General features: G+C 74.9%; 19 protein-coding genes. 13 read left to right on the top strand and 6 right to left on the bottom strand.

All coding sequences use genetic code 11. The features are described from left to right. Positions 1-54 precede the first annotated feature (54 nt). Positions 55-564, top strand: a complete 510-nt coding sequence (locus tag ACSMX9_RS09480; protein WP_445402944.1) for an NUDIX domain-containing protein — start codon at positions 55-57, stop codon at positions 562-564. 32 nt (positions 565-596) lie between these two features. Here ACSMX9_RS09480 and ACSMX9_RS09475 read toward each other — a convergent pair whose 3' ends face one another. The 4 genes from ACSMX9_RS09475 to ACSMX9_RS09460 form a co-directional block, all read right to left on the bottom strand. After that, positions 597-1616, bottom strand: a complete 1020-nt coding sequence (locus ACSMX9_RS09475) for a DNA-3-methyladenine glycosylase family protein (protein ID WP_445401578.1) — start codon at positions 1614-1616, stop codon at positions 597-599. A 62-nt stretch (positions 1617-1678) separates the two neighbouring features. Continuing rightward, positions 1679-3010, bottom strand: a complete 1332-nt coding sequence (locus tag ACSMX9_RS09470; protein WP_445401577.1) for a coenzyme F420-0:L-glutamate ligase — start codon at positions 3008-3010, stop codon at positions 1679-1681. Continuing rightward, the gene (cofD, locus tag ACSMX9_RS09465) at positions 3007-3990 is read right to left on the bottom strand and encodes a 2-phospho-L-lactate transferase (protein ID WP_445401575.1); all 984 of its coding nucleotides are present in this window, start codon (positions 3988-3990) and stop codon (positions 3007-3009) included. Before cofD ends, ACSMX9_RS09470 begins: the two co-directional genes overlap by 4 nt. Before the next feature lie 76 nt (positions 3991-4066). After that, positions 4067-4564 carry a cysteine dioxygenase gene (locus ACSMX9_RS09460; RefSeq protein ID WP_445401573.1) on the bottom strand — a complete coding sequence of 166 codons (498 nt, stop codon included), beginning with the start codon at positions 4562-4564 and terminating at the stop codon, positions 4067-4069. A gap of 732 nt (positions 4565-5296) precedes the next feature. Here ACSMX9_RS09460 and ACSMX9_RS09455 point away from each other — a divergent pair. The 3 genes from ACSMX9_RS09455 (at position 5297) to ACSMX9_RS09445 (ending at position 11163) form a co-directional block, all read left to right on the top strand. Continuing rightward, positions 5297-5581 carry a WhiB family transcriptional regulator gene (locus tag ACSMX9_RS09455; RefSeq protein ID WP_445401571.1) on the top strand — a complete coding sequence of 95 codons (285 nt, stop codon included), beginning with the start codon at positions 5297-5299 and terminating at the stop codon, positions 5579-5581. 366 nt (positions 5582-5947) lie between these two features. Continuing rightward, entirely contained in the window at positions 5948-9697 is a 3750-nt protein-coding gene (locus ACSMX9_RS09450; protein ID WP_445401569.1) for a glycosyltransferase family 2 protein, read from the top strand. After that, complete coding sequence (locus ACSMX9_RS09445) at positions 9694-11163, top strand: DUF5719 family protein (protein ID WP_445401567.1); 1470 nt, start codon at positions 9694-9696, stop codon at positions 11161-11163. The genes ACSMX9_RS09450 and ACSMX9_RS09445 overlap by 4 nt, the downstream gene beginning before the upstream one ends. Positions 11164-11170: 7 nt before the next feature. Here the strand turns inward: ACSMX9_RS09445 and ACSMX9_RS09440 are convergent, their stop codons facing one another. Beyond that, a complete protein-coding gene (locus ACSMX9_RS09440; protein ID WP_366117101.1) occupies positions 11171-11620 on the bottom strand; it encodes a metallopeptidase family protein in 450 nt (149 codons plus the stop codon). A 342-nt stretch (positions 11621-11962) separates the two neighbouring features. Between ACSMX9_RS09440 and ACSMX9_RS09435 the strand changes: the two genes are divergently transcribed. The 8 genes from ACSMX9_RS09435 to ACSMX9_RS09400 all read left to right on the top strand — a co-directional run bounded on the left by ACSMX9_RS09435 (position 11963) and on the right by ACSMX9_RS09400 (position 20400). After that, entirely contained in the window at positions 11963-12385 is a 423-nt protein-coding gene (locus ACSMX9_RS09435; protein ID WP_445401565.1) for a DUF3499 domain-containing protein, read from the top strand. Between the two features lie 145 nt (positions 12386-12530). Next, a complete protein-coding gene (locus ACSMX9_RS09430) occupies positions 12531-13892 on the top strand; it encodes a phosphomannomutase/phosphoglucomutase (protein WP_445401563.1) in 1362 nt (453 codons plus the stop codon). A 157-nt stretch (positions 13893-14049) separates the two neighbouring features. Further along, entirely contained in the window at positions 14050-14220 is a 171-nt protein-coding gene (locus ACSMX9_RS09425; protein ID WP_366117098.1) for a Trm112 family protein, read from the top strand. Positions 14221-14270: 50 nt separating this feature from the next. After that, positions 14271-15485, top strand: coding sequence for an SIS domain-containing protein (locus ACSMX9_RS09420; protein ID WP_445401561.1), 1215 nt, complete (start codon positions 14271-14273; stop codon positions 15483-15485). 85 nt (positions 15486-15570) lie between these two features. Beyond that, complete coding sequence (gene manA / locus ACSMX9_RS09415; protein WP_351247954.1) at positions 15571-16803, top strand: mannose-6-phosphate isomerase, class I; 1233 nt, start codon at positions 15571-15573, stop codon at positions 16801-16803. Positions 16804-16997: 194 nt separating this feature from the next. Continuing rightward, positions 16998-17942 (top strand): cation diffusion facilitator family transporter, encoded by a 945-nt coding sequence (locus ACSMX9_RS09410; RefSeq protein ID WP_445401559.1) that lies wholly within the window; start codon positions 16998-17000, stop codon positions 17940-17942. A 242-nt stretch (positions 17943-18184) separates the two neighbouring features. Then, positions 18185-19642, top strand: coding sequence for an adenosylhomocysteinase (gene ahcY, locus ACSMX9_RS09405; RefSeq protein ID WP_351247958.1), 1458 nt, complete (start codon positions 18185-18187; stop codon positions 19640-19642). A gap of 134 nt (positions 19643-19776) precedes the next feature. Then, positions 19777-20400: a hypothetical protein gene (locus ACSMX9_RS09400; RefSeq protein WP_445401557.1), complete on the top strand. Its 624-nt coding sequence runs from the start codon at positions 19777-19779 to the stop codon at positions 20398-20400. Between the two features lie 31 nt (positions 20401-20431). Here ACSMX9_RS09400 and ACSMX9_RS09395 read toward each other — a convergent pair whose 3' ends face one another. After that, the gene (locus ACSMX9_RS09395; RefSeq protein ID WP_445401555.1) at positions 20432-21397 is read right to left on the bottom strand and encodes an RDD family protein; all 966 of its coding nucleotides are present in this window, start codon (positions 21395-21397) and stop codon (positions 20432-20434) included. A gap of 101 nt (positions 21398-21498) precedes the next feature. Between ACSMX9_RS09395 and ACSMX9_RS09390 the strand changes: the two genes are divergently transcribed. Then, complete coding sequence (locus tag ACSMX9_RS09390; protein WP_445401554.1) at positions 21499-22506, top strand: stage II sporulation protein M; 1008 nt, start codon at positions 21499-21501, stop codon at positions 22504-22506. Positions 22507-22733: the final 227 nt, after the last annotated feature.

The raw sequence follows: 22733 nt of genomic DNA, 5'->3' as shown, positions 1-22733 counted from the left end.
TGGCGGGTGCGTGGTGAACGGGCCGTGTTCGAGAACCGTTGGGTATCGGTGAACATGGCGGATGTGGAGTTGCCGGACGGTAGGCGTCTGGACCACACGGTGATCCGGGTACGGCCCGTTGCCGTGACGGCTGTGGTGAACGCAGCAGACGAGGTGCTGTTGTTGTGGCGGCACCGGTTCGTCACGGGTGCTTGGGGGTGGGAGCTGCCGTCCGGCGGTGCCGAACCGGGCGAGGACCCGGCGGTGGCCGCCGCGCGGGAGTTGGAGGAGGAGACCGGGTGGCGCCCCGGGCCGCTACGGCTGCTGCTGGCGGTCGATCCCATGCCCGGCATCTCCAACTCCCATCACCGGGTCTACTGGTCCGACACCGCCGAACACGTGGGCGAACCGGTGGACACCATCGAGTCGGCCCGCAGGGAGTGGGTCCCCTTGGCGAAGGTGCCCGATCTGATCGCAGCCGGACGGATCAGGTCGGCCACCACCGTGTCCGCACTCCTCACCCTCCACCGCCTTCGCCGGGTGGGTCAGGACAACAAGCCCCCCGGCCCGGCACCCTCCTCGTAAGGGATCGGCCCGTTCCGCCCGGCGGCCGGGCCCTACAACAACCCGATGTCCGTGCGCGGCATCTTCGGCATGCGGCGCGGCGGCGTCCGTCCGGACAGCAGCACCAGCCGGGCGGCCCGGTGCCGTTGGCCCCGGTAGGGCTCCAGCAGGCGCAGCATCTCCGCGTCGTCCGCGTCCCGGTCACCGGCCAGTGCGTAGCCGACGATCCGCGGCAGGTGCAGGTCGCCGACCGTCACCCGGTCCGCCGCCCCGTGGCTGCGCTGCACCACCTCCGCCGAGGTCCACGGCCCCACCCCGGGCACCAGCTCCAGCCGGCGGCACGCCTCGTCCGGCGACAGCTCCACCGCCTGCTCCAAGCGGGCGGCGACCCGCACCGCCCGTAGGATCGTCGCCGCCCGCTTGTCGTCGACCCCGGCCCGGTGCCACTCCCAGGACGGCACCAGCGCCCAGGTCCGCGGCGCGGGCACCACCCGCAGTTCGGGCACCCGGCGCCCGTCCGGGGCCGGGCCAGGCGCCGGCTCCCCGAAGCCGCGCACCAACCGCCGCCACGCCCGGTACGCCTCGTCGGCGGTGACCTTCTGCTCCAGCACGGACGGGATCAGCGACTCCAGGACCAGCCCGGTCCGGGTCAGCCGCAGTCCGGGCCGGCGGCGCCGGGTCTCGGCGACGATCCGGTGCCGGGGCACGAACTCCTCCGGCCGGTCCGCGCCGCCCAGCAACCCGGGCAGCCGGTCCAGCAGCCACTCGGCGCCGGGCCCCCACGCGGTGGCCGTCACGGTGCCGCCCGTCTCCGGGGCCACCCGCAGGGTGCCGGGCCCCTCAGGCGTCCGGCTGGCCCGCCACACCGAACCGTCCGGCAGCGCCCGGAACGTGGGGTCACCGGGGCCCCGGCGCAGCGGCCCGAGCACCAGCCCCAGGTCCACCGGCCCGTCCGGCGCCCACCCCCGCGTCCGCCCGGCCGGCGCCGGGCCGGCGGACCGGGCCGCGGGCACCACGGTCTGCCCGCCCCGCACGCCCGCCCGGGTGGGGCGCTGCTCGTACCGTCCGGCCATCGCTCGTGTCCTGTGCTCCTCGTGGACCCCGGTGCGGGGTCCCGTTCCATGGTGCCGCGTCCCTACCGCACCCGGACGAACGCCTCCACCGGGCGGGCGGGCCGCTCGGCCGGCTCCACGGCCGGGTGCCCGATCGCCACCGCGCCCATCGGGTCCCACTCCGCGGGCAGCTCCAGCACCTCCCGGACGACGTCCCGGCAGAACATCGTGGACGACACCCAGGCCGAACCCAGCCGTTCGCCGGCGAGCGCCACCAGGAAGTTCTGCACGCCGGCGCCCATCGCCACCACGAACATCTCCCGCTCGGCGGCGTCCCGCCGGGCGTGCCCGTAGTGGTGGGCGCCCTCGGTGACCAGGCACGGCACCGCGAGGTACGGCGCGTTGCGCAGCACGTCCCCGCGCCGCACCCGCCGGGCGATCGACTCCTCCGACTTGCCGTCCCGCCGCAGGTCCGCGATCCAGGCGTCCCGCATGGCGTCCAGCAGCCGCAGCCGGGTGGCGGCGCTCTCCACCAGCACGAACCGCCAGGGCGTGGTGTGGTGCGGGGCGGGCGCGGTGATCGCCGCCGCGACCGCCCGGCGCACCGCCCCCGGGTCCACCGGCTGCTCGGTGAACGACCGCACGGTGCGCCGCCCGGTGACCGCCTCGCGGACCGCCTCCGAGGTGCCGAGCCGGAACAGGTCGCCGCGGGCGCCCCGCACCAGCGCCCGCGCCCCCGGCTCCTCGGTGCCGTCGGGGGCGTCGGTGTGCAGGGCGTGCGGGAGTCCGCGGACCACGGCCACCGGCAGCCCGGCGGTCTTGCCCTTGACCAGGTCGCCGGCGGCGGCGAGTTCGTCGGCGGTGGCGACCACGGTGACGTTCAGCGGGTTGCCGTGGGTGTCGGTGCCGCCGCGCAGGTCGTCGAGGACCCGGACGCCGGCCGCGCCGATGGCGATGTCGGTGAGCCCGGAGCGCCAGGGCCGGCCGGAGGTGTCGGTGACGACGACGCCGACCCGGACGCCGAGGGACTCGCGGAGTCCGTCGCGGATGGTCCGGGCGGAGGCGTCCGGGTCGACGGGCAGCAGCAGGACGGTTCCGGCGGGGGTGTTGGAGGCGTCGACGCCGGCGGCGGCCATCACCAGCCCCTGCCGGTTCTCCACGATCCGCAGCGTTCCGCGGCGGGCGACCACCCGTACCGTCTCGGCGTCGATGGCGGCCTCCCGGTCGGTCGCCGCGACGATCCGGCCCTCGGCCTTGGAGACGACCTTCGAGGTGACCAGGACCACGTCCCCGTCCGCCAGCCCGGGTTCGGCGGCGGCGATCAGCTTCGCCAGGTCGTCCCCGGGGACCACCTCGCCGATCCCGGGCACCGCCCACACCCGGAAGCCGGGGCCCGTTCGCGGTGCGCCGCTCATGCCCGCACCTCCGCGGCCAGGTCCAGGGCGTCCCCGGCCATCCGCGCCGTGGCGGCCAGGTCCGTCATCAGCAGCGGCACCGCCCGGCAGCGGATGCCGGCGGCCTCCACCCGGGCCAGCGCCCCCGCGTCCACGGTGTCCACCAGCCAGCCGTCGAGGAGCCCGGAGCCGTAGTGCTCGGCGACCGCGGCGGCCGTGGCTTCGACGCCGACCGCGGCCAGGACCTTGTCGGCCATACCGCGCACCGGGGCGTCCCCGACGATGGGGGAGAGGCCCACCACCGGGACCCCGGCCTCGGCGACGGCCTCCCGGATGCCGGGCACGGCGAGGATCGTGCCGATGCTGACCACCGGGTTCGACGGCGGGAACAGCACCACGTCGGCCGCGGCGATCGCCTCCAGCACCCCCGGCGCGGGCTCGGCCCGCTCGGCGCCGACCGGGACCACGGCGTGCGCCTCGACGCCGGCCCGCAGCCGCACCCAGTACTCCTGGAAGTGGACGGCCTTGCGCTCCCCGGCGCCCGGCTCGCCCTCCGGCACCGTGATCGCCACGTGGGTCTCGATCCGGTCGTCGGACATCGGCAGCAGCCGCACCCCGGGCTGCCAGCGGTCGCAGAGCGCCTCGGTGACCGCGCTCAGCGGGTACCCGGCGGCGAGCATCTGGGTGCGCACGATGTGGGTGGCGAAGTCCCGGTCCCCGAGCCCGAACCAGTCGGGCCCCACCCCGTACGCCGCGAGCTCCTCCTTGACCCGGAAGCTCTCGTCCGCGCGCCCCCAGCCCTGTTCCTCGTCGATGCCGCCGCCGAGGGTGTACATCACCGTGTCCAGGTCCGGACAGACCTTCAGACCGAAGAGGTGGATGTCGTCCCCGGTGTTGCCGATGACCGTGATGTCGGTGACCCCGCGTTCCCGGGCGATCTCCCGGAGACCGCGCAGGAACCGGGCACCGCCGATGCCGCCTGCCAGAACCACAATGCGCATGGGCACAAGTCTGTCAGGCGTCACCGACGTCCCCGCCCCGGCCGGGGGCGCGGCCGGCGGAGGGGTGCGGAACCGGTCAGGCGGGTGCGGTGGCGCTCGCGCCGGCGCACTGCGCCGCGTGCATCGGCATCTCGGTCAGCCCGGGGAAGTAGACGTGCAGGCTCACCGCGGGTTCGAGGGCGTCGTTGGTGACCTCGTGGACGTAGCCGGGGGCGAAGACCCGTTGCGCACCGGGGCGCAGGGTGCGGGCGGCGCGCCGGGTCCGCTCGGTGAGTTCGCCGGCGAGGACGGTGAGCACACCGCTGGACGGTCCGTGGTCGTGGAGTCCGCTGCCCTGGCCGGGCACCCAGGACAGCAGCCACATCTCGTAGCCGGGCCCGGTGCGCAGCCGGTGGTACCAGCGGCTGGTGGCGTCGTAGCGCACCAGGTGCGCCCACTGGTCGGGGTCGGCGGCGACGGACCGGGCGAGCCCGGCGAACTCGGCCACCGTGACCGGATGTTCGCGCGGCGGCTGGAGGAGGTGCGGAACTTCGAGGATGTCGCCGGCGATCTGGAGGTCGCTGTCGCTGTTCATGGGGTGCGGGGGTGTCCTCGGCGAGAGTGTGGAGGGGCGGGAGCGGGGCCGCTACGGGCCGGTGCCGTGCCGACGGTGCCCGTCCGGATCGCGGACGGCGGGTGCTCCCGCGGGGAGACGGCCGACCCGGGGTGCGGGCGGCGCGCTGGCGCGGGGGGCGTCGGCGGGGTGGCTGGAGCGCGAGGGGCTCAACAGCAGCAGGGACAACAGCTACAGCGCGAGCGGGCAGCACCGAAGGACCCGGGGCGGGTCACGGAAAGTGCCAAGTTCGCGAGCATGCCCACCAGGCAACCGGTTCACACCTGTGATGTCAACCGAGTCCCCGGTCGGCTGGCTGGTATTCACCCGTTCCGGTGGCGCCCGTTGCCGACCGTGGGGCCGCGCGTTGACCAGGGGGCGTCGGGCAACCCGGGCGGTCTTCCCCGGCGTTGCGGGGCCATACGCGGGTGTGATCAGTTTCGCTTCCGGGCGGTATCGCAACGAAGTGTGTTTCCGGGACGTCTCTCCTGGTGAGACGCTCCGGAGACGGTCAGCCGAGAGCCTGTCACGGTTTATGTCGATTTGAGCACTTACCGTATACCCTTGGTTCCGCAGAGTGAATAAGGGGGGCATTAGCAGATCCCGGCTTGACTGGCTCGGACCGGCGCACTTGTAATTTCACTCGTGTCGTTCGCTGGTGAACAAGCCGGACGACGCCGTCACGGGGACGCAAAAACAGACGAGGGGCGCTACATGACCGAGCTGTTCCAGCACCTGCTGATCGAAGCAGTGGACACCGTCGAGGGCATGGACGAAGAGGAACTCGGCTGGCAGGAGCGTGCACTGTGCGCCCAGACCGACCCCGAGTCCTTCTTCCCCGAGAAGGGCGGTTCCACCCGCGAGGCCAAGAAGGTCTGCCTCGCCTGCGAGGTCCGCTCGGAATGTCTTGAATACGCTCTCGCCAACGACGAGCGCTTCGGCATCTGGGGCGGACTCTCCGAACGCGAACGCCGCCGCCTCAAGAAGGCCGCGGTCTGACCCCGACTCCCGTCGGTCCACCCACCCCCACCCGGGCCCGGCGGCCCGCCCGCACCCCACCACCCCGCCGCCCGCACACCCCCCGGTCTCCGCCACCCCGGAGCCCGCACCGCACCACCCGGCCCCCACCCCGCGCCCGGCCCGTTTCCACCCCTTCCCCGGGCGCATCGCCGCCCGCCACCGCAACGGGTGCGCGCGGAGCGTCGGCACCGGGGTCGTCCACGGGCGGCGACCGGCCCCGCGCCCAGCCGTTAGTGTGGTCGCTCGTCCGAGACCCACGACCTCCGCGACCACCCGGCACCGAGCCCACGGCCAGCGGATTTCCGTGCGCGTCGACCACAGTCCAGCGACGGGGCCCGCACCACGATGTCCCTGCACAGCCGGCCGCCCGGCCACCACACCGCCACGGCCGCCGCGTCCGCTCCACCGCGGCCGGCCCTGTCCGACCCGACCAGCCCGCCCGAGCACCCCCGGCACGTCGTCACCGCCGTCGTCGTCGCGCACGACGGCGCACGATGGCTGCCCGAGACCCTCGCCGGACTCCTCGGTCAGACCCGCCCCGTGCAGAACGTCGTCGCCGCCGACACCGGAAGCGCCGACGACTCCGCCCGGCTGCTCACCGAAGCCCTCGGCGCCGACCGGGTCCTGAACCTCGCCCGCCGCACCGGCTTCGGGCAGGCCGTCGACGAGGCCGTGCGCACCGCACCCGTCCTCACCCCCGACGACCTGCCCTACCTCAAGCGCCCCAGTGGCTGGGACCCCGCCACCCGCACCTGGCACGACGACGCCTACGACCTGCCCGAGCTGCCCCACGGCGAACCCGAACAGTGGCTGTGGCTGCTGCACGACGACTGCGCCCCCGAACCGGACGCCCTCGACCACCTGCTGCGCGCCGTCGAGAACGAACGCGCGCTCACGCCCTCCGGCGACGGCGCCGCGGACATCGCCGTCGTCGGCCCCAAGCTCCGCGGCTGGTACGACCGCCGCCAACTCCTCGAAGTCGGCGTCACCATCGCCCCCAGCGGGCGCCGCTGGACCGGACTCGACCGCCGCGAACAGGACCAGGGCCAGCACGACCAGGTCCGCCCCGTGCTCGCCGTCTCCACCGCCGGCATGCTGATCCGCCGAGAGGTCTTCGACCGACTCGGCGGTTTCGACCGCCACCTGCCGCTGATGCGCGACGACGTCGACTTCTGCTGGCGCGCCCACCACGCCGGCCACCGCGTCCTGGTCGCCCCCGAAGCGGGCGTCCGGCACGCCGAAGCCGCCTCCCGCGAACGCCGCAGCGTCGACTGCGCCGGCCGCGGCACCAGCTCCCCGCACAAGGTCGACAAGGCCGGCGCCTCCTACGCGCTGCTGGCCAACACCCGCACCGCCGCCCTGCCCTGGGTCCTCGTCAGACTCGTCCTCGGCACCGTCCTGCGCGCCCTCGCCTACCTCGTCGGCAAGGTCCCCGGGCAGGCCCTCGACGAGGTCACCGGCCTCGCCGCCACCCTGCTGCGCCCCGGCCGCGTCCTCGCCGCCCGCCGCAGCCGCGGACGCCCGCGGACCGACCGGAACGAACTGCGGCCCCTGTTCCCGCCGCCCGGCGCCACCCTCCGCGCCGCCCTCGACCAACTCACCGGCAACCTGGTCGGCGCCTCCGACACCGACACCGGCCGCGGCGGACGCCACGGCGCCGTCGAATCCGGACCCGGCGGCGACGACGCCGACTTCCTGGAAGTCGAACAGTTCGCCCGCCTCAAGCGCGTCGGCCGCAAACCCGGCCCGGTGCTCTTCGCGCTCCTGCTGCTGTGCACCCTGGTCGCCACCCGTGCCCTGCTCGGCACCGGCGCCCTCACCGGCGGCGCCCTGCTGCCCGCCCCCGCCGACGCCGCCGACCTCTGGGCCCGCTACACCGACGCCTGGCACCCGGTGGGCACCGGCGGCACCCAGTCCGCGCCCCCCCACCTCGCCTTCCTCGCCCTGCTCGGCAGCGTCCTCTTCGGCTCCACCGGCCTCGCGGTCAGCGTCGTCCTCCTCGGCGCCGTCCCGCTCGCCGGCGTCACCGCCTACCTCGCCTCCCGCCCGCTGGTCATGTCGCGCCTGCTGCGCGCCTGGGCCGCGGTCGCCTACGCCTTCCTGCCCGCCGTCACCGGCGCCGTCGCCGGCGGCCGGATCGGCACCGCCGTCCTCGCCGTGCTGCTGCCGCTGCTGGCCCGCGCGGGCGTCGCCGCCAGCGGCCTGGCTCGCCCCGGCACCGCCGGAAGCTGGCGGGCCACCTGGGCCTTCGCCCTGCTGCTGACCGTCACCACCGCGTTCACCCCGGTGGTGTGGCCCCTCGCGCTGGCGCTCGGCCTGGTGCTGCTCGCCGTGCGCCGCCGCGACCTGCTGGCGCACGGCGCCCGGGCGCTCGTCGCCCTCGCCACCCCGCTGCTGGTCCTCGCGCCCTGGTCGCTGACCCTGCTGCCCACCGGCTTCCTCACCGAAGCCGGACTCGACCACGCCGGCCCCGCCTCCGACGCCCTCGACCTGCTGGGCGCGTCCCCGGGCGGCTCCGGCACCGTGGGCGGACTCCTGCTGACCGGGGTGGTCCTCGCCGCGCTCGCCGCCCTGCTGCGCACCGAACGCCGCACCGGCGTCCTCGCGGCCTGGACCACCGCCCTGGTCGCCCTCGTCCTCGCCGCCCTCTCCAACGGCGCCACCTGGGCCGGCCCCGCCACCCTCGTGTACGGCCTCGCCCTGCTGGGCGCCGCGATCCTGGGCGCCGACGGGGCCCGCCACCGGGTGGCCGAGCAGAGCTTCGGCTGGCGCCAGCCGGTCGCCGCGCTCATCGCCTTCGCCGCCGCCGCGGGCACCTTCCTCGCCGCCGCCGGCTGGATGATCGGCGGCGCCCACGGCCCCCTCGAACGGCGCGACCCCGTCCAGGTCCCCGCGTTCGTCGCCGAGGAGAGCCGCACCCAGGACCAGGCCCGCACCCTCGTCCTCGACGGCGATGGCCCCGACCGGGTGGCCTACACCCTGGTCCGCGGCTCCGGCGCCCGCCTCGGCGACGCCGAACTCGCCGCCGCCGCACCCGCCGACCCCCGGCTCGACCGGGTCGTGGCCCACCTCGTCGCCGGCTCCGGCGCCGACCAGGCCGACGAACTCGGCGGCTACGCGGTGCGCTACGTCCTCGTCCGCGACGGCGCCCCCCGCACCATGAGCCGCGTCCTCGACACCACCCCCGGCCTGTCCCGACTCAGCGAACAGGACGGCGACTCCCTCTGGCGCGTCGACCGGCAGGTCTCCCGCGCCGCCGTCGTGCCCGCCTCCGGCGACCCCCAACCCGTCGCCGCCGGCCCCGTGGAGATCCACACCGAGCTCCGCCCCGGACCGGAGGGCCGCGTCCTGCGCCTCGCCGACTCCGCCGCCCCCGGCTGGACGGCCACCCTGGACGGGGAGCCCCTCACCGCGGTCACCGTCGACGGCTGGGCCCAGGGCTTCCGGCTCCCCGCCTCCGGCGGACGCCTGGACGTCACCTACGCCACGCCGTTGACCCACACCGCCTGGCAGTGGACCCAGGCCGCCCTCGTCCTCGTCCTCGTCGTCCTCGCCCTGCCCGGCCGCCGCCGGCAGGTGGACGACGACCTCCCCGGTGAGACGCCGCCCCCGCCCCCGCCCGCCGAGGGCCGCCGCGCCCGCCGACTGCGCGAGGAGCAGCCCGCCCCCGCCGAGCCGCCCCCGCCGGCGCCCGTCGCCCCGCCCGTCCCCCACCAGGCCGCACCCCCGGTCTGGGACCCCCCGCCGCCGGACCCCTCCGTCCACCCGGGCGCCGTCCCCCCGCAAGCCGACCACGGCGGCGGGTACGACGGGTACGGCTACGACGGATACGGCGGGTACGACCCGGCGCACCACCACCCCGGGACCGCCCCGCAGGACGGCTACGCCCCCTACGACCAGCCCGTGCACCCGCCGCAGACCTACGGTCAGGACGGCTACGGCTCCGCCGCGTTCGGCGCGGGCGGCTACGACCCGCCCGCGCCGCAGCCCTACGACCCGTACGCCTACGGCACCGACCCCGGCCACCCGTCGGGCGGCCACGACCACGGCCCGCACGGCACCGACCGCGAGCGCCCCGAGGGGAGCCAGCAGTGAAGCGCACCACCCTGTCCCTGTTCGCCACCACGGCCACGCTGGCCGCCGTCACGGGGCTCGCCGTGGTGACGATGCCCGGGGCGGACGGCGACGACGCGGCCCCGTCCGCCGCCCGGCTGCCCGTGGAGCGCTCCGGCCTGCTCTGCCCGGCCCCCTCGGACTCGGACCTCGCGGACACCACCTACACCTCGTACACCCCGAAGTCCCCGGGCGCCTCCGACTCCGGCCGGGCCGTGCTCGACCCCGCCGCCCGGGCGAAGAAGAAGGCCGGCGCGCCCGCGCTCCGCCCGGCGGAGCCCGGCACCCCGGTCACCGCCGAGGAATCGGGCGCGGACGTCCCGGCCCTGATCGGCGCCGCCGAGGGACGGCTGGCCCCCGGCTGGACCGTCCAGCAGACCACCACCGTCACCGCGGGCGAGGGCCGCGGCGTCCTCGGGCTTGCCTGTGCCGCCCCGGACACCGAGTTCTGGCTGCCGGGCGCCAGCACCGCCGAGGGCCGCACCGACTACGTCCACCTCACCAACCCGGACGACGCGGCGGCCGTCGTCGACATCGAGTTGCACGGGAAGGACGGCGCCCTCGCGTCCTCCCTGGGCGAGGACATCCAGGTGCAGCCGCGGGCCAGCGTGCCGGTGCTGCTGTCCACCCTCACCGACAAGCCGCAGGGCGACCTCACGGTGCACGTCACGGTGCGCAGCGGGCGCGTCGCGGCGGCGATCCGGGCCGTCGACGCCGAGCGGGGCGCCGACTGGCTGGCGCCCGCCGCCGACCCGGCGCCCGCGGTGGTGCTCCCGGGCGTCCCCGAGGACGTCACCGCGGCCCGTCTGGTCGTCTTCGCGCCCGGCGACCAGGACGCGGAGCTGACCCTCCAGGTGGCCTCGCCGAACGGTCCGATCGTCCCGGCCGGCAACGAGGAGCTGCACGTCAAGGCGGGGATGACCACGGCCGTCGAGCTCGGTGAGATCACCCGGGGCGAACCCGGCTCCCTGCTGCTCGCGCCCAAGGACGGCTCCTCCGCCCCGGTCGTGGCCGCCCTCCAGGTGGTCCGCGGCAAGGGTGACCGCCGGGAGACCGCCTACCTGCCCGCGAGCACCGGGATCGGCGCCCGGGCGACGGTCGCCGACAACCGGGCCGAGGGCGGCGCGCTGGCCCTGACGTCCACCGGGCGGGGCGCGAAGGTGCGGGTCACCGCCTCGGCGGGCAGCGGGGGCGGTGCGCCGGTGAGCCGGACGTACCCGGTGCCGGAGGACACCACCGTACGGGTCGACGACCTCGTCCCGAAGGGTCTCGAAGGCTCCTACGCGCTCACCGTCGAGACCCTGTCGGGCGGCCCGGTGCACGCGTCCCGGATGCTGGAGCTGCCCGAGGACGGCATCCCCATGTTCACCGTCCAGACCCTCGCCGACGACCGGGGCACCGTCGCCGTGCCGAAGGCGGAGGAGGACCTGTCCGTGCTCCAGGGCTGAGGCGCCGTCAGTCCTCGTCGTAGTGCGGGTCGACGGTCTCCGGGGTCAGGCCCAGCAACTCCGCGACCTGCTCCACCACGACCTCGTGCACCAGGGCGGCGCGTTCGTCGCGCCCCTTGGTGCGGATCTCCACCGGCCGCCGGTAGACCACCACCCGCGCCCGTCGGCCCTCCCGCGCCGGGACGATCCCGCCCAGCGGCACCGGGTCCTCGCCCCAGCCCCCGTCCGCGGCCTCCAGCCGGGGCACCTCCAGCACCATGAAGTCGAACTCGGAGAGCTGGGGCCACCGCCGCTCCAGCCGCTCGACCGAGTCCTGCACCAGGTCCGTGAAGAGCTCGGCCCGGCTGGCGGCGAGCGGCACCTGCGGCGGGGCGACGGGACCGCGCATCCCGCGGCCGTGCCGGTCACGACGCCGGGGGCCGCGGTTCGCGGCAGGGGGAGAAACGGGGTCGTCCATCACCGGGGAAGCGTAGTCCTCCGGCGGCCTCCCCGCCGCGTCGTCCCCCAGGTTCCGTCACGTTCCGTGTCAGTCCGGCTCCGTACCGCGGGAAGCCCGACCCGTTCGCCCCTCGCGTCACCCCGATGTAGGGCATGTCACTTGTTGACCATTCCAGCCACGCTTGTGATCGCTATTGATCATTTCAAGGAGGGTGGCTCACGTCCTGTATGAGGTGAACGCCCCTGATGGTCCTGATTCGTTCCCCGTTTCGTCCTTCAGGCCGCCCCCGCCGCGCACCGCCCGGGATCCACAACCGGAAACCCCCGGGGGCGGGTTCACGCCACGACACGGCGGGGTGACGTGCGGGGGAGTCGTCGCGGCCCGCTCAAGAGTGCGGTACCGTCCAACATCGTGAGCCCTGTACGTCGCTGTTCGCGCACCGCGTGCGGCCGTCCCGCCGTCGCGACGCTGACGTACGTCTACGCCGACTCGACCGCGGTCCTCGGCCCCCTCGCCACCTACGCCGAACCCCACTGCTACGACCTGTGCGCCGAGCACTCCGAGCGCCTCACCGCCCCCCGCGGCTGGGAGGTCGTCCGCCTCGCCGAGACCAGCGGCCCCGCCCGGCCCAGCGGCGACGACCTCGAAGCCCTCGCCAACGCCGTGCGCGAGGCGGCCCGTCCCCACGACCGCGCCGCCGAGGCCGGCGGACGCACCGGCGCCGACCCCAGGGAAGTGGCCCGCCGCGGCCATCTGCGCGTCCTGCGCTCCCCGGACTCCTGAACCCCGCGCCGCCCCCGCCACCAGCGACGACGTCGCCCGGCCGAAAAGCGGCCGCCCGCCCGCACCGGCCCCGTGCCGCCCTGCCCACCGCCACCCCCTGCGGGTAGTTTGGGGGGCCTCAGAGGACCTCCAGGAGGGTGTGGCCGTGACGGTTGACCTGTCGCAGATCGTGAAGGCGTACGACGTCCGCGGGGTGGTCCCCGACCAGTGGGACGAGTCCCTCGCCGAACTCTTCGGCGCGGCCTTCGCCCAGGTGACCGACGCCCGGGCGATCGTGATCGGGCACGACATGCGCCCCTCCTCCCCGGGACTCTCCCGCGCCTTCGCCCGCGGCGCCGCCGCCCGCGGCGTCGACGTCACCGAGATCGGGCTGTGCTCCACCGACCAGCTCTACTACGCCTCCGGCGCCCTCGACCTGCCCGGCGCCATGTTCACCGCCTCCCACAACCCGGCCCAGTACAACGGCATCAAGATGTGCCGCGCCGGAGCCGCCCCCGTCGGGCAGGACACCGGCCTCGCCGAGATCCGTTCCCTGGTCGAGGGCTGGGCCGCCGGCGACGGCGCCCCCGCCGCCGAGCCCGGAACGGTCGACCAGCGCGACACCCTGGACGACTACGCGGCCCACCTGAGGTCCCTCGTCGACCTGCGCACCATCCGCCCGCTCAAGGTCGTCGTCGACGCGGGCAACGGCATGGGCGGCCACACCGTCCCCACCGTCTTCGCCGGGCTGCCCCTGGACCTGGTGCCCCTGTACTTCGAACTCGACGGCACCTTCCCGAACCACGAGGCCAACCCGCTCGACCCGAAGAACATCGTCGACCTCCAGGCCCGGGTCCGCGCCGAGGGCGCCGACCTCGGCATCGCCTTCGACGGCGACGCCGACCGCTGCTTCGTCGTCGACGAGAACGGCGACCCCGTCTCCCCGTCCGCGATCACCGCCCTGGTCGCCGCCCGCGAACTCGCCAAGCACGGCGGCAGCGGCACCGTCATCCACAACCTCATCACCTCCTGGTCCGTCCCCGAGGTCGTCCGCGAGCACGGCGGCACCCCGGTGCGCACCCGCGTCGGCCACTCCTTCATCAAGCAGGAGATGGCGAACACCGGCGCCATCTTCGGCGGCGAGCACTCCGCCCACTACTACTTCCGCGACTTCTGGAACGCCGACACCGGCATGCTCGCCGCCCTCCACGTCCTCGCCGCCCTCGGCGAACAGGACGGCCCGCTCTCCGGGCTGGTCGGGCAGTACGACCGCTACGTCGGCTCCGGCGAGATCAACTCCACCGTCGACGACCAGGCCGCCCGGCTCGCCGCCGTGAAGGACGCCTACCGGGAACGCCAGGACGTCACCCTCGACGAGCTCGACGGCCTCACCGTCACCGCTGCCGACTGGTGGTTCAACGTCCGCCCCTCCAACACCGAGCCGCTGCTCCGCCTCAACGCCGAAGGCCGCGACGAGGCCACCATGGCCAAGACCCGGGACGAGGTCCTCGCCCTGATCCGCGACTGACCCCGCCGCACCCCGGGTACCGGACGACGACCGTCCGGTACCCGGGGTGCGCACCACCCACCACCAGGACCGTCGACCCGGCACCCGCCCGACCGCGGCGGTACGCTGACCAGGCCGCGGACCCATCCCGCGCGCCCCCGCCGGAAGGAACCCCGCCATGCCGATCGAAGCCGGACTCCTGGAGATCCTGGCCTGCCCCGCCTGCCACGCCCCCTTCACGGAGACCGACGCCGAACTGCTCTGCACCGGGCAGGACTGCGGCCTCGCCTACCCGATCCGCGACGGCATCCCCGTCCTCCTCGTGGACGAGGCCCGCCGCCCCGCGTAACGGCCGCCCGCCGCCCCGCCCCACAGCGAATCGACCGGAGAGGCCGCCCCATGCTCGACGAATCGCTGCTGGACGAGCCCGAAGCGCTCGCCCGGGCCGACCGGCGCCGCCTGCTGCGGGGCGCCGCCGAGGCGGGCGCCCGCGTCCGCACCGCCGCCCGACACGCCACCGAGGCCGGCGTGGGCGACCTGCGGCCGGACGGGCGCCCCCGCGCCGTCCTGATGGCCGGCCCCGGCGCCGCCGCCAACGCCGCCGCCGACGTCCTCGGCACCCTCGCCGGCGCCAGCAGCCCCGTCGTCCGCCTCGACGCCACCGGCGTCGCCGCCGCCCCCGGCGCCCTGCGCTGGGCCCTGCCCGGCTGGGCCGGCCCCGTCGACCTGCTGCTGATCGCCACCCCGGACGGCACCGAACCCGGCCTCGCCCTCCTCGCCGAACAGGCGTACCGCCGCGGCTGCACCGTCGTCGCCGTCGCCCCCGACCGCACCCCCCTCGGCGAGGCCGTCGACGGCGTCCACGGACTCACCCTGCCCATGGCCACCGCCCCCTACGAGCAGGACGAACCCGACGCGGCCTCCGCCCCCGGCGCCCTGTGGGCCCTGCTCACCCCCCTGCTGATGCTCCTCGACCGCACCGGACTCATCAGCGCCCCCGCCGAAACCCTGGAACGGGTCGCCGACCGCCTCGACCGCACCGCCGAACGCTGCGGCCCGGCCATCGCCACCTACGCCAACCCCGCCAAGACCCTCGCCGCCGAACTCGCCGAAGCCCTCCCGCTGATCTGGACCGAAGGCCCCTCCGCCGGCCCCGCCGGCCGCCGCTTCGCCGCCGCCATCGGCGAACTCGCCGGCCGCCCCGCCCTCGCCGCCCAGCTCCCCGAGGCCCTCCCCGCCCACGGCGCGCTCCTCACCAGCGGCCTCGCCGCCGGCGCCGACCCCGACGACTTCTTCCGCGACCGCGTCGAAGAGGCCCAGGCCCTCCGCGCCCGCGTCGTCCTGCTGCGGGAGGGGCCCACCGGCCCGCTCAGCGCCGCCCCGGCCGCCCGCGCCCTCGCCCTCGGCCAGGACACCGCCGTCAGCGAACTCGAAGCCGGACTCGACGACGGCCGCGACAACGGCGACCGGGACGACCGCACCGACGCCCCGGCGCCCGACGGCGCGCCCCCCACCCGCGGCGCCGACCCCGGCGACACACTCGAAGCACTCGCCGAACTGATCGCCGTCACGGATTTCGCCGCCGTTTACCTGGCGCTCGCTTCCGGGGCATGACCTGGAGCCGGAGCCCGCCGGCCACCGCACCGGCGCCGCCGTCCACGGCTCCGGCGCACGTAGCACCCGCATCACGGAGGAACCCATGCACCGTCTCGCCAACCCCGTCCGCCCCTATGCCTGGGGTTCCCCCACCGCCCTGCCCGCCCTCCTCGGCACCACCCCCACCGGCGAACCCCAAGCCGAGATGTGGATGGGCACCCACCCCGGCGCCCCCTCCCGCACCCCCCGCGGCACCCTCGCCGACCTCATCGACACCGACCCCCGGGGCACTCTCGGCGCCCCCGCAGTCACCCGCTTCGGCCCCCGCCTCCCCTTCCTGCTGAAACTCCTCGCCGCCGGCGCCCCCCTCTCCCTCCAGGTCCACCCCGACCTCGACCAGGCCCGCGAGGGGTACGCCCGCGAACAGCGCCGGGGCATCGACCCCACCGCCGCCCACCGCAACTACAAGGACCCCAACCACAAACCCGAGCTGATCTGCGCGCTCACCCCCTTCGAGGGCCTGTGCGGATTCCGCGCCCCGCACGCCACCGCCGACCTGCTCGCCGCCCTGGAGGTCGACTCCCTCAAGCCCTACGTCGACCTGCTGCGCGCCACCCCCGAAGCCGCCGCCCTGCGCGAGGTGCTCACCGCCGTCCTCACCGGCGACCGCACCGAGACCGCCGCCACCGTCACCGAGGCCGCCGAAGCCTGCGCCCGACTCGCCGCCGCCGGCCCGCCCGCCCCCGCCCCGCACGAGGACCCGGCCACCGAGGACCCGGCCACCGCCCGCAGAGCCGCCTACGCCGCCTACGCCGCACTGGCCCACCACCACCCCGGCGACCCGGGCGTCCTCGCCGCGATGCTGCTCCACCACGTACGGCTCCAGCCGGGCGAAGCCCTGTACCTCGGCGCCGGCGTCCCCCACGCCTATCTGCACGGCCTCGGCGTCGAGATCATGGCCACCTCCGACAACGTCCTGCGCTGCGGCCTCACCCCGAAGCACGTCGACGTCCCCGAACTGCTCCGCATCGTCCGCTTCGACGCCGCCGACCCCGCCGTCCTGCGCCCCGAAGCCTCCCCCACCGGGGAGGAGGTCTACGACACGCCCATCGACGAGTTCCGGCTCTCCCGCTTCGTCCGCCCCGACACCGCCCCGCCCGGCGACCTCACCGCGGGCACCCCGCAGATCCTGCTCGGCACCGCCGGCACCCTCACCCTCCGCGGCCCCGGAGCCGCCGAGACCCTGACCCCCGGCACCTCCGTCTTCGTCCCCGCCGGCGAGGCCGCCGAAGTCACCGGCACCGGCACCCTCTTCCGCGCCACCGTCGCGGTCTGACCCGACGGACCACCCGCCCCGCCCGGACCCGTCCCCCGGACGGGCGACACTCAGCGCGAACCCCGTGCGCCGGCGCACCCCACCCCGTACGATCCCGCATCTGCGCCCCCGCGCCCGCCACCACCGGGCACGGGAACACCACCAGCAGCCGGCACCCACGGGGCACCGCCCCGGGCGGAAGGGACACCCCACGGATGAGCGCCTCAGGCGGGACCAAGGCCATCGTCGCGGCACTCGCCGCCAACCTGTCCATCGCCGTCGCCAAGTTCGTCGCCTTCCTCTTCAGCGGCTCCTCGTCCATGCTCGCCGAGAGCGTCCACTCCCTCGCCGACTCCGGCAACCAGGGCCTGCTCCTCCTCGGCGGTAAACGCGCCCGCCGCGAAGCCACCCCGCAACACCCCTTCGGCTACGGCCGCGAGCGCTATATCTACGCCTTCCTCGTCTCCATCGTGCTCTTCTCCCTCGGCGGCATGTTCGCCCTCTACGAGGGCTACGAGAAGATCAAGGCACCGCACCCCGTCGAACACTGGTACTGGCCCGTGGGCGTCCTCGTCTTCGCGATCGTCGCCGAGGTCTTCTCGTTCCGCACCGCCATCAAGGAGTCCAACCAGGTCCGCGGCACCCTCTCCTGGAAGGAGTTCGTCCGCCGCTCCAAGGCCCCCGAACTCCCCGTCGTCCTCCTGGAGGACCTCGGCGCCCTCGTCGGCCTGGTCCTCGCCCTCGGCGGCGTCGGCCTCGCCCTCGCCACCGGCGACGGCCTCTGGGACGGCATCGGCACCCTGTGCATCGGCGTCCTCCTCATCCTCATCGCCCTCGTCCTCGCCGTGGAGACCAAGTCCCTCCTGCTCGGCGAAGCCGCCGGCCCCGACGACATCCGCGCCATCGAGGCCGCCCTCGTCGACGGCACCACCGTCACCCGCGTCATCCACATGCGCACCCTCCACCTGGGCCCCGAGGAACTCCTCGTCGCCGCCAAGATCGCGGTGCCCCGCAACAGCACCGCCGGCCGGATCGCGACCGCCATCGACGCCGCCGAGGCCCGCGTCCGCACCGCCTGCCCCATCGCCCGCGTGATCTACCTCGAACCCGACGTCCACCGCGACGACCGCACCGAAGGGGACCCCACCCCCGCACACTGAGCCGTTCGCCCCGGGCAATCCGGCCGAACGCGATCGCGCCCTGTGGCCCGCCCGCCCCGCGGTGTTAGATTCGAGACCAGTGCCAGACGTCGCTGCTGATGGCGGTCGGGCGGCCCGCACCCCGGGCCGACCGAGGGAGAGAGGGCCTCCGACGGACTGCGCTGCGCAACGCGCGGGCTCCACCCTGCCCGCCGCGCAGACCAGCCGTACCCACCTCGACCCAACCCGAGGAGCAGCCCTCCATGACCGCCGTCGACAACCGACAGGACTTCAAGGTCGCCGACCTCTCCCTCGCCGCCTACGGGCGCAAGGAGATCACCCTCGCCGAGCACGAGATGCCCGGCCTCATGGCCATCCGCAAGGAGTACGCCGCCCAGCAGCCGCTCGCCGGCGCCCGGGTCACCGGCTCCCTGCACATGACCGTGCAGACCGCCGTCCTCATCGAGACCCTCGTCGCCCTCGGCGCCGAGGTCCGCTGGGCCTCCTGCAACATCTTCTCCACCCAGGACCACGCCGCCGCGGCCATCGCCGTCGGCCCCGACGGCACCCCCGACGCCCCCCGGGGCGTCCCCGTCTTCGCCTGGAAGGGCGAGACCCTCGACGAGTACTGGTGGTGCACCGAGCAGGCCCTGACCTGGCCGAACAGCCCCACCGGCGGCCCCAACATGATCCTCGACGACGGAGGCGACGCCACCCTCCTCGTCCACAAGGGCGTCGAGTACGAGAAGGACGGCAAGGTCCCCGCCCTCGACACCGCCGAGTCCGACGAACACCGCGTCATCCTCGAACTCCTGCACCGCACCATCACGGACGGCTCGCAGAAGTGGACCCGGCTCGCCTCCGAGATCCGCGGCGTCACCGAGGAGACCACCACCGGCGTCCACCGCCTCTACGAGATGCACCGCGACGGCGCCCTCCTCTTCCCGGCGATCAACGTCAACGACGCCGTCACCAAGTCGAAGTTCGACAACAAGTACGGCTGCCGCCACTCCCTCATCGACGGCATCAACCGCGCCACCGACGTCCTCATCGGCGGCAAGACCGCCGTCGTCTGCGGCTACGGCGACGTCGGCAAGGGCTGCGCCGAGTCCCTGCGCGGCCAGGGCGCCCGGGTCATCGTCACCGAGATCGACCCCATCTGCGCCCTCCAGGCCGCCATGGACGGCTACCAGGTCACCACCCTCGACGAGGTCGTCGCCACCGCCGACATCTTCGTGACCACCACCGGCAACAAGGACATCATCATGGCCGCGGACATGGCCAAGATGAAGCACCAGGCCATCGTCGGCAACATCGGCCACTTCGACAACGAGATCGACATGGCCGGCCTCGCCAAGACCCCCGGCATCGTCAAGGACGAGGTCAAGCCCCAGGTGCACACCTGGACCTACCCCGACGGCAAGGTCCTCATCGTGCTCTCCGAGGGCCGCCTGCTCAACCTCGGCAACGCCACCGGGCACCCGTCGTTCGTGATGTCCAACTCCTTCGCGGACCAGACCCTGGCCCAGATCGAGCTGTTCACCAAGCCCGACGCCTACCCGACCGACGTCTACACGCTCCCCAAGCACCTCGACGAGAAGGTCGCCCGCCTCCACCTCGACGCGCTCGGCGTGAAGCTCACGACCCTCCGCCCCGAACAGGCCGCCTACATCGGCGTCGAGGTCGAGGGCCCCTACAAGTCGGACCACTACCGCTACTGACCCGCCCCGCCGCCACCCGGCGAACGGACCCGTCACGCGCGTACCCGGCAGGCCCCCCGCACCCCGGTGCCGGGGGCCTGCCCCGTACCCACCGGCCGCCGAGGAACCCCAGCACCACGACCACCAGGACCCCCATGCCCCGCGGCCACTACACCCTCCACGACCCGTACGACCGCACCCCCCTCGGCGAAGAGCACTTCCACTGCGCCCCCGGCCCCTCCGGCTGGCGCTACGTCGCGCAGACCCGCACCCCCACCGGCGACCACGCCGGCTCCGTGGACCTCACCCTCGACGGCCTCGGCCGCCCCCTCCGCCTCGAACTGCACGCCGCGGGCTGGCGCGTGCGCGGCGGCGCACTCGACGGGGTCACCTGGGTGCGCACCGACCCCGCCGGGGAACACGCCGACGAGGGCAACGCGCCCGCGCACGCCTTCACCGGCACCTCACCGGCCTTCCTCGTCGCCACCGCCCGGCTGCTGCGCCTCGCCCCCGGCGCCCCTGCCGTCCGGGTCCGCCTGCTCGCCCTCACCCCACCGGTCCTGGCCCCCCGCACCGTCGACCAGTCCTGGGCCCTGGTGAGCCGCGAGTCCCACGCCGCCGAGGACGCCGACCGCACCCCGCTGACCGTGGACGCCTACCGGGTCACCGCACTCGACACGGGCGAACAGCACACCGTCCACCTCGCCGGCGACGTGGTCCTGTCGGCTCCCGGCATCGAGCTGGAGGACCTGGAGTCACCCCCCTCGACCTTCCCCTGACCCACCGGCCCGCGGACCCCCCACCACCGACTCACCCCGGCGGAGCGAACCCGGTGCCCGACCCGCCCCCCGCACCCGGCGACGGCGACGACGGAGGAGCCGCAGCCGGAGCGGCCGGGGCCGGGGGAGCGGCCGGAGGCACCGCCGCCCCTCCGCCGACCCCGCCCGGCGCCGCGAAACCGCCACCCGCCCCGGTTCCGGGGCCGTACCCCGCCCCCGCCCACGCACCGGCCCCGCCGCCCGGCCCCCCACCGGCCGCCATCCGCGAGGCGTCCCGCGACCGCCGCTCATGGACCACCGCGGCCAGGAACGCCGCCGCCGGAACCCCCTCGGGCACCGCCGCCCCGGTCAGCCGGGCCACCTCCCACGCCAGCCGCTGACCCATGGCCCCACCCGCCTGCGGATCGAACTGCGACATCCGGCTCAGGTACTGCCGCACCGCCAACCACACCTCGTCCGGCACCCCCGAGAGGTCCACCCCCGCGAACCGCCCCACCAGCCACGGCGGCGGAGGCGGCAACTGCCCGCCGACCGCCTTCGGCACCCGCTCCCGCACCACCAGCGTCCCGGCCAGCACGTCACCCACCCGCCGGCCCCGCGCCGACACCAACGACGCGATCATCGCCACCACCCCGAACGTCCCGAGGATCTCCACCGCCCCCACCGCGCCCCGCACCAAGGCGTGCCGGAACCGGATCGGCCCCCCGTCGTCCCGCACCACCCGCAACCCGCACACCAGCTTCCCGAGCGACCGCCCCCGGCTCAGGGTCTCCACCGCGATCGGCACCCCCACCAGCAACAGCACGAAACTCGCCACGGTGACCGCCGCGAACGCCGCCTCGTCCAAGGACGAGGTCGCCGCCACCAGCCCAGCGGTCACTCCCAGATAGACACCGAGCGCCACCGTGAGGTCGATCGCCAAGGCCAGACCGCGGCTCGGCAGCCTCGCCGGCCGCAACTCCAGCGCGACCGCCTCGCCCGTCACGAGATCACTCATGCTCCTGCACCCTCCGCAGCCCTGGTCCGCCCCACGAACGGCCAGTCTGCCAAGCTGAGGCCCGTTGCCGCAGTACGAGAAGCCGAGGAGCAGACGATCCGATGGACCTCGACGTCTTCGTGTCCGCCCACCGGGCCGAATGGGACCGCCTCGACGGTTTGCTGCGCCGCCCGGGCCGTCTCACCGGCGCCGAGGCCGACGAACTCATCACCCTCTACCAACGCGCCGCCACCCACCTCTCCCTGATCCAGTCCAGCGCACCCGACCCCCAGCTCGTCGGGCGCCTCACCCAGCTGGTCGCCCGCGCCCGCAACGCCGCCACCGGCACCCGCCGCGCCTCCTGGCGCGACGTGACCCGCTTCCTCACCCACGGCTTCCCGGCGGCCCTCTACCGCACCCGCCGCTGGTGGGTGCCCACCGCCGTCCTCTCCACGCTGGTCGCCGTGCTCATCGGCTGGTGGATCGCGACCCACCCCGAGGTGCAGGCCAGCATCGGGGCCCCGGCCGACCTGCGCGCCCTCACCGACCCGGGCGGCGAGTACGAGACCTACTACTCCAGCAACCCGGCGGCCTCCTTCGCCGCCCAGGTGTGGACCAACAACGCCCGTGCCGCCGCGCTCTGCCTGGTCCTCGGCGCCTTCCTCTGCGTACCGGTGCTCTGGATCCTGCTGCTCAACATGGCGAACGTGGGCGTCGGCATCGGCCTGATGGCCTCGGCGGGACGGCTCGACGTCTTCCTCGGCCTGATCCTCCCGCACGGCCTGCTCGAACTGACCGCCGTCTTCGTGGCCGCCGGCACCGGACTGCGCCTCGGCTGGACGCTCGTCGACCCCGGCCCCCGCCCCCGCCGCACGGCGCTCGCCGAGGAGGGCCGCGCCGCGCTGGGGATGGCGATCGGCCTCGCCCTGGTGCTGTTCGTCTCGGGCGTCATCGAAGGCTTCGTCACCCCCTCGGGGCTCCCGACCTGGGCCCGCATCGCCATCGGCATCGCCGCCGAGCTCCTCTTCCTCGCCTACGTGTACGTGCTGGGCCGCCGGGCGGTGCGGGAGGGCGCCACCGGGGACCTCGACAGCGAGGAACGCAGCGCCTCCGTGCCCCTGGCCGCCTGATGTGCACAGGCCCCCGCAGACCTGCTACTGTCCTCCTCGTCCCCAGAAAAGCTGTTGACACGGCCTGCCTGGGGAGGTAGATTCGAACAGTTGCCTAGGAACGAGCTCGAAGCTCGTGAGGCAGTTTGAGAAAATCTACCGCTTCCCGATCCTCATCCATTTCAGGGTGACGCACCGAGGAAGCCTTTCTGACTCACATCGGAACGCATTCGGTGGTGCAAGCCACT

This window comes from Streptomyces sp. LE64 (assembly GCF_052606915.1).
The sequence above is the reverse complement of the archived record's forward strand: the minus strand, read 5'-3'. Positions and strand labels throughout refer to the sequence as shown.